This window comes from Burkholderia sp. E168m23, from assembly GCF_016586125.1.
Taxonomy (GTDB): Bacteria; Pseudomonadota; Gammaproteobacteria; order Burkholderiales; family Burkholderiaceae; genus Burkholderia; species Burkholderia orbicola.
Genome location: NZ_BCPP01000284.1, coordinates 1 through 7207, shown reverse-complemented (window position 1 = coordinate 7207; position 7207 = coordinate 1). Strand labels below are relative to the sequence as shown.

Annotated in this window: 5 protein-coding genes and 2 pseudogenes; 1 reads left to right on the top strand and 6 read right to left on the bottom strand. The window is 65.5% G+C overall.

Annotated features, from left to right (window positions below; translation table 11 throughout):
- Positions 1 to 343: pseudogene (locus JMF90_RS16325) on the top strand (RNA-binding protein); the annotation flags it as partial.
- Between the two features lie 68 nt (positions 344 to 411).
- On the opposite strand, the gene JMF90_RS16320 reads toward JMF90_RS16325, so the two are convergent.
- The 6 genes and pseudogenes from JMF90_RS16320 to JMF90_RS16295 all read right to left on the bottom strand — a co-directional run.
- Positions 412 to 870 (bottom strand): DUF4149 domain-containing protein, encoded by a 459-nt coding sequence (locus JMF90_RS16320; protein WP_006497614.1) that lies wholly within the window; start codon positions 868 to 870, stop codon positions 412 to 414.
- Between the two features lie 14 nt (positions 871 to 884).
- The gene (gene greA / locus JMF90_RS16315) at positions 885 to 1361 is read right to left on the bottom strand and encodes a transcription elongation factor GreA (RefSeq protein WP_006476345.1); all 477 of its coding nucleotides are present in this window, start codon (positions 1359 to 1361) and stop codon (positions 885 to 887) included.
- A gap of 118 nt (positions 1362 to 1479) precedes the next feature.
- Positions 1480 to 4734: a carbamoyl-phosphate synthase large subunit gene (gene carB, locus JMF90_RS16310; protein ID WP_011545085.1), complete on the bottom strand. Its 3255-nt coding sequence runs from the start codon at positions 4732 to 4734 to the stop codon at positions 1480 to 1482.
- Positions 4735 to 4783: 49 nt separating this feature from the next.
- Positions 4784 to 5443 carry a leucine efflux protein LeuE gene (leuE, locus tag JMF90_RS16305; RefSeq protein WP_011545084.1) on the bottom strand — a complete coding sequence of 220 codons (660 nt, stop codon included), beginning with the start codon at positions 5441 to 5443 and terminating at the stop codon, positions 4784 to 4786.
- Positions 5444 to 5479: 36 nt separating this feature from the next.
- The gene (gene carA, locus JMF90_RS16300) at positions 5480 to 6625 is read right to left on the bottom strand and encodes a glutamine-hydrolyzing carbamoyl-phosphate synthase small subunit (protein WP_023475510.1); all 1146 of its coding nucleotides are present in this window, start codon (positions 6623 to 6625) and stop codon (positions 5480 to 5482) included.
- 366 nt (positions 6626 to 6991) lie between these two features.
- Positions 6992 to 7207, bottom strand: a pseudogene (locus JMF90_RS16295) (MFS transporter); the annotation flags it as partial.

The window sequence follows — 7207 nt, the reverse complement described above, 5'->3', positions numbered from 1 at the left end:
ACGGATCGCGATCTACGACGATATCTGCGACCGCTTGAACGCGGCCCCGATTCAGCATATCGGCAAGCTGCTGGTGATCTGGAGGCCCGAAGCCGCAGCAGCCCCGGCCCGCGGCCGTCGTGCCGGTGCGCTGCCCAGCGCGGCAGAAGCCGCCGACGACAAGAAAGGCCGCGCCCCGCGCACCGTGAAGGTCGTCAAGGTGTCGCCGAACGCGAGCCCCGTGCGCCGTCCGAGGCCGGTGAAGGTCACGGTGCGCGGCAACGAACGCGTGACGGCAGGCGGCACCGTGAAGCGTGCGAAAAAGCGCCAGGCCAGCACCAAGCGGCCGTTCCAGGACAAGTAACACGCCGGTGCGGCACGGATTCCCGTGCCGCCCTGCCCCGTCGTTGCGCAACGCGCAACGACGAGCGCTCAGGCGTCGCGCGCCGGCAGACGCCAGATCAGCATCAGCCCCAGCACGCTTTCGACGAGATAGAACACGCTCGAAACGCCGTGCAGCATCCCGAAGCGGCTCGCATACGGCGAATTCGCGATATCGGTGCCCGCATCCATCGCGGCCACGCGCAGCGCGTTCATGAACGGCTGCAGCGCAAAATACCCGACCAGCACGCATACGACCATCGCGGCGACGATCCAGCGCACGCGGCGATACTCGCTGCTGCCGCGCCGCACCTGCTGATTCGACAACGCGAGCAGCAGCACGCCGCACACGACGCCGAGGATCGCCTCGATACGGAACAGCTGGGCGGCGACCGAACCGGCCGTCATCCGTTCCAGCGTCTTGAACAATACGGGCGCGACCGCATACCCGATCGTCAGCAGGCTGCCGACCCATACGGCCGACAGCAGACGGAACACGCGATGCGGCATCACGTCGCCCCGCTTCAGATGTAGCTGACCGAGATGATTTCGTACTCGCGCACGCCGCTCGGCGCCTGCACGGCCGCGACGTCGCCTTCGGACTTGCCGATCAGCGCACGTGCGATCGGCGAGCTGACCGAGATCAGGCCGTGATCGATGTCGGCTTCGTCGTCGCCGACGATCTGGTACTTGACGGTGTCGCCCGACTCGAGATCCTCGAGTTCGACCGTCGCGGCGAACACCACGCGGCCATCGGCGTCGAGCACCGTGGGATCGATGATTTGCGCGGCGGACAGCTTGGATTCGAGTTCCGCGATGCGGCCCTCGATAAAGCCCTGCTTTTCCTTCGCTGCGTCGTATTCGGCGTTTTCGGACAGATCGCCCTGTGCGCGGGCCTCCGCGATCGCGTTGATCACGGCCGGCCGCTCGACGGACTTGAGGCGCTGCAATTCATCGCGCAGTTGCTCTGCGCCACGCTTTGTCAACGGAATGGTGCTCATAAACGGCTCAATCGCTAAAAACGGCTATAAAAAAAATCACCGCGATTAAGCGCGCTTCCGATGCACTGGAAACACCGCCTAATCGCGGCACGTGTTGCTTCGACAGGTAACTGACCGCTTAGTTTAGGCGAGCGTGAAGACCTTGTAAATCATAGACTTCCAGATCCTTCAGGTAGCGCAAGCCTTCAACTGCCGCGCGCGCGCCCGACATCGTCGTGTAGTACGTGACCTTGTGCGCCTGCGCGCTCATGCGGATCGAGCGCGAATCGGCGATCGCCTGGCGCGTCTCGTCGACCGTCGTGAACACGAGGGCGATCTCGCCGTTCTTGATCATGTCGACGATGTGCGGACGGCCGTCCTTCACCTTGTTCACGACCTTCACCGGCACGCCGGCCGCTTCGATCGCGGCAGCCGTGCCCTTGGTCGCGACGATCGGGTAGCCGAGGTCGTGCAGCATGCGCGCAACTTCGACGGCCTTCGGCTTGTCCGCGTCCATCACGGTCAGCAGCACCGTGCCCGACTCCGGCAGGCGCGAACCGGCCGCGAGCTGCGACTTGAAGAGCGCTTCGCCGAACGTCTGGCCGACGCCCATCACTTCGCCGGTCGAGCGCATTTCAGGCCCGAGGACCGGATCGACGGTCGGGAACTTGACGAACGGGAACACCGCTTCCTTCACGCTGAAGTACGGCGGCTCGACTTCCTTCGTCACACCCTGCTGCGCGAGCTTCTGGCCGACCATCGCGCGCGCCGCGATCTTCGCGAGCGGCAGGCTGGTCGCCTTCGACACGTACGGTACCGTGCGCGACGCGCGCGGGTTCACTTCCAGCACGTAGATGATGTCCTGCTTCGAGCCGTCCGCCTGCGGTACCTGCTGGATCGCGAACTGCACGTTCATCAGGCCGACCACGTTCAGCGCCTTCGCCATCGCGCCCGTCTGGCGCTTCAGCTCGGCCACGGTTTCCTTCGACAGCGAGTACGGCGGCAGCGAGCATGCCGAATCGCCCGAGTGGACGCCCGCCTGCTCGATGTGCTCCATCACGCCGCCGATGAACACGGCTTCGCCGTCGCAGATGCAGTCGACGTCGCACTCGATCGCGTCGTTCAGGAAGCGGTCGAGCAGCACCGGCGAATCGTTCGACACCTTCACGGCCTCGCGCATGTAGCGCTCGAGGTCGCGCGGCTCGTGGACGATTTCCATCGCGCGGCCGCCGAGCACGTACGACGGACGCACGACCAGCGGGTAGCCGATTTCGTCGGCCAGCGCGAGCGCTTCGTCTTCGGCGCGCGCGGTGCGGTTCGGCGGCTGGCGCAGGCCGAGGTCCTGCAGCAGCTTCTGGAAGCGTTCGCGGTCTTCGGCCGCGTCGATCATGTCCGGCGACGTGCCGACGATCGGCACGCCGTGCGCCTCGAGGTCGAGCGCGAGCTTCAGCGGCGTCTGGCCGCCGTACTGGACGATCACGCCGACCGGCTTTTCCTTGTCGACGATCTCGAGCACGTCCTCGAGCGTCAGCGGCTCGAAGTACAGGCGGTCGGACGTGTCGTAGTCGGTCGACACCGTTTCCGGGTTGCAGTTGACCATGATCGTTTCATAGCCGTCCTCGCGCATCGCGAGCGCCGCGTGCACGCAGCAGTAGTCGAACTCGATGCCCTGGCCGATCCGGTTCGGGCCACCGCCCAGCACCATGATCTTCTTGTTCGTGGTCGGCTGCGCCTCGCACTCTTCCTCGTAGGTCGAGTACATGTAGGCGGTTTTCGTCGCGAACTCGGCCGCGCACGTGTCGACGCGCTTGTAGACCGGGCGCACGTTCAGTTCGACGCGACGCTTGCGGACGTCTTCCGGCGTCGCGCCGAGCAGCTTCGCGAGGCGGCGGTCGGAGAAGCCGCTCTGCTTCAGGTAGCGCAGCTCGTCGAACGTCAGCGACGCGAGCGTACGGCCCGACAGCGCCTTTTCCTTCAGGATGATCTGCTCGATCTGCTCGAGGAACCACGGATCGATCGCGGTTTCCGCGAAGATTTCCTCGGCCGTCATGCCGATGCGGAACGCATCGCCGACGTACCAGATGCGGTCCGGACCCGGCTCGTGGATCTCGATCGCGATCTCGTCGCGGTTGGTCGACTTCTCGTCGAGGCCGTCGACACCGACTTCGAGGCCGCGCAGCGCCTTCTGGAACGATTCCTGGAACGTGCGGCCGATCGCCATCACTTCGCCGACCGACTTCATCTGCGTGGTCAGGCGCGAATCGGCTTCGCGGAACTTCTCGAACGCGAAACGCGGAATCTTCGTGACGACGTAGTCGATCGTCGGCTCGAACGACGCCGGCGTCTGGCCGCCGGTGATTTCGTTCTTCAGCTCGTCGAGCGTGTAGCCGACCGCCAGCTTCGCGGCGACCTTCGCGATCGGGAAGCCGGTCGCCTTCGATGCGAGCGCCGACGAACGCGATACGCGCGGGTTCATCTCGATGACGACCATGCGGCCGTCCCGCGGGTTGATCGAGAACTGCACGTTCGAACCGCCCGTGTCGACGCCGATCTCGCGCAGCACCGCGAGCGATGCGTTACGCAGGATCTGGTATTCCTTGTCGGTAAGCGTCTGCGCAGGCGCTACCGTGATCGAGTCGCCGGTGTGCACGCCCATCGGGTCGAGGTTTTCGATCGAGCAGACGATGATGCAGTTGTCGGCGCGGTCGCGCACGACTTCCATCTCGTATTCCTTCCAGCCAAGCAGCGACTCTTCGATCAGCAACTCGCGCGTGGGCGACAGGTCGAGACCGCGCTTGCAGATCTCCTCGAACTCTTCGCGGTTGTACGCGATGCCGCCGCCCGAACCGCCGAGCGTGAACGACGGACGGATCACGACCGGGTAGCCGCTGCCGCCCGTCTCCGCCATGATCTCGGCGTGCACCTTGGTCGCCTCTTCCATCGAGTGCGCGATGCCCGACTTCGCGGAACCGAGACCGATCTTGGTCATCGCTTCCTTGAACTTCTGGCGGTCTTCCGCCTTGTCGATCGCTTCCGGCGACGCGCCGATCAGCTCGACGCCGAACTTCTCGAGCACGCCGTGGTGGTGCAGGTCGAGCGCGCAGTTCAGCGCGGTCTGGCCGCCCATCGTCGGCAGGATCGCGTCCGGGCGCTCCTTCTCGATGATGCGTGCGACGACTTCCCACGTGATCGGCTCGATGTAGGTCACGTCGGCCGTGTTCGGGTCGGTCATGATCGTCGCCGGGTTGCTGTTGACGAGAACGACCTTGTAGCCCTCCTCACGCAACGCCTTGCAAGCCTGCGCGCCCGAATAGTCGAACTCGCACGCCTGGCCGATGATGATCGGGCCGGCGCCGATGATGAGGATGCTCTTGATGTCTGTGCGTTTTGGCATGGCTTGTGAATTCAATAAGTAATCGTTGTCGTGGGTCGGCCGGCGGCGCTCAGCTCATGGTCGCCAGCGCCAGCTTCACCGAGAAACCGATGAACAGGCCGCCCACGCTGCTCGCCGCACCTGCCGCGAGCTTGCGGCGGCGGCGGAAGTGCTCGGCGAGCCGCGCCCCCGCGAAGATCAGCGTGCTCAGGTACAGGAAGCTCGCGCATTGCGCGATCGCCCCGAGCACGACGAACGACAGCGCGGGATGCGGGAATGCCGGGTCGACGAACTGGATGAAGAACGAGATGAAGAACAGGATGGCCTTCGGATTCAGCAGGCTCACGATCAGCGCTTTCCGGAACGGCCGCTCGCCGTCGACCGCCTGCGGCGCCTCGACCGGCGCATCGCCGCGCGCGCGCAGCTTGCTCCACGCGCCGCGCAGCATCCCGGTGCCGATGTACAGCAGGTAGGCGGCGCCGCCGTACTTGACGACGGAGAACAGCAGCGGGTTCGCCTTCAGCAGCGACGCGACGCCCGCGGCGGACAGCACCATCAGCACGGTATCGCCGACGAACACGCCGCACGCCGCGCGATAGCCGGCCTTCACGCCGCGCTGCGCGGCGAGCGACAGCACGTACATCGAGTTCGGCCCCGGCAGCAGGATGATGAAGATCACGCCGAACACGTAGGTCCAGATATCCGTGATGCCGAGTGCGTGGCCGAACATGATGTGAATCTCCCGTTCTTCGGTTGCGTCAGTGACTCAGGCGTTGCGCTGCTTCGCCGCGTCCATCAGCGCGGTGAAACGGTCGAACAGATAGCCGATGTCGTGCGGGCCGGGCGACGCTTCCGGGTGGCCCTGGAAGCAGAACGCCGGCTTGTCGGTCAACTCGAAGCCCTGCAGCGTGCCGTCGAACAGCGACACGTGCGTCACGCGCGCGTTGGCCGGCAGCGAATCGGCGTCGACCGCGAAGCCGTGGTTCTGCGACGTGATCACGACCCGGCCGTCGCCGAGATCCTTCACCGGATGGTTCGCGCCGTGGTGGCCCGTCTTCATCTTCAGCGTCTTCGCGCCGACCGCGAGACCCATGATCTGATGGCCGAGGCAGATGCCGAAGGTCGGCACGCCGCGCTCGATGAATGCCTTGGTGGCCGCGATCGCGTAATCGCACGGCTCGGGGTCGCCGGGGCCGTTCGACAGGAAGATGCCGTCCGGATTCAGCGCGAGCGCATCTTCCGCGCTCGCCTGGGCCGGCAGCACCGTCACGTGGCAGCCGCGCTCCGCGAGCATGCGCAGGATGTTGTACTTGACGCCGAAGTCGTACGCGACGACGCGGTACTTCGGCGCTTCCTGCATGCCGTAGCCGCCTTCGAGACGCCATTCCGTCTGCTTCCACTCGAACGGCTTGGTGGTCGACACGACCTTCGCGAGATCCATGCCGGCGAGACCCTCGAACGAGCGCGCGAGCTCGATCGCCTTCGCTTCGTCGTCGGAGCCCGTCAGGATGCAGCCGCTCTGCGCGCCCTTGTCGCGCAGGATGCGGGTCAGCTTGCGGGTATCGATGCCGGCGATCGCGACGACGCCTTCGTCGCGCAGATAGTCGCCGAGCGTGCGGTCCATGCGGAAGTTCGATGCGAGCGTCGGCAGATCGCGGATGATCAGGCCGGCGGCATGGACTTTCGTGGCTTCGACGTCTTCGGCGTTGACGCCGACGTTGCCGATATGCGGATAGGTGAGCGTGACGATCTGGCGCGAGTAGCTCGGATCAGTCAGGATTTCCTGATAGCCGGTGATCGCGGTATTGAACACGACTTCGCCGATCGTATGGCCTTCGGCCCCGATCGAATAACCACGAAAGACCGTGCCGTCGGCGAGTGCAAGCAAGGCGGGAGAAAAAGACGGCAACACGGGAGGCTCCTTGGGGAACACCCTGCTGCCGACCTGTTTACCCTGCCGCGCGAGCGCCGCGCTGCGTGGGCGCGCGTGGTCGCTAGCTGGACGCGGCCTGCGTTGTCGAGACGCGAACCCGGCGCGTGGCGCACGAGGCTTCGCGGCATCGCCCGGCAGGCGGCGTGCGGCGGATGAACGGGATGAATGAGGTAGGCGCTAGGGTGCGAGGTTGATCAGCACAAACTTTCAAATTATAGCCTGAAAATGGCCCTATCTTCAATTGATATGGCCGTCCGATCATGCGCGCGCCGCGAGCGGCGGGCGCAGCGCACCGTGCTGCGGCCCTGTTTTCGCGGCCGCCGTACCTATCAGCGTACCGCCGGATCAGTGCGCCTGGCCAGCGCCGCGCGTGGGCCAGACGTACCAGATCGCGCTCGCGAGCTGCAGCGCGAGCAGCACGCCCCAGGCGGTGAAGTGCGCGGCGGCCGGATAACGGCCGTCGACCGCCGGCCAGTGCGACAGCACGGCGCCGACGCCGATCTGGAACGCGAAGATCAGCAGGAAGATCACGAGCGTGAGCGTCGTGTTCGCGCGACCGAT

Coding starts and splice junctions, on each gene's coding strand:
- carB (WP_011545085.1), bottom strand. CDS start 4,734: ATGCCAAAACGCACAGACATCAAGAGCATCCTCATCATCGGCGCCGGC.
- greA (WP_006476345.1), bottom strand. CDS start 1,361: ATGAGCACCATTCCGTTGACAAAGCGTGGCGCAGAGCAACTGCGCGAT.
- leuE (WP_011545084.1), bottom strand. CDS start 5,443: ATGTTCGGCCACGCACTCGGCATCACGGATATCTGGACCTACGTGTTC.
- JMF90_RS16320 (WP_006497614.1), bottom strand. CDS start 870: ATGCCGCATCGCGTGTTCCGTCTGCTGTCGGCCGTATGGGTCGGCAGC.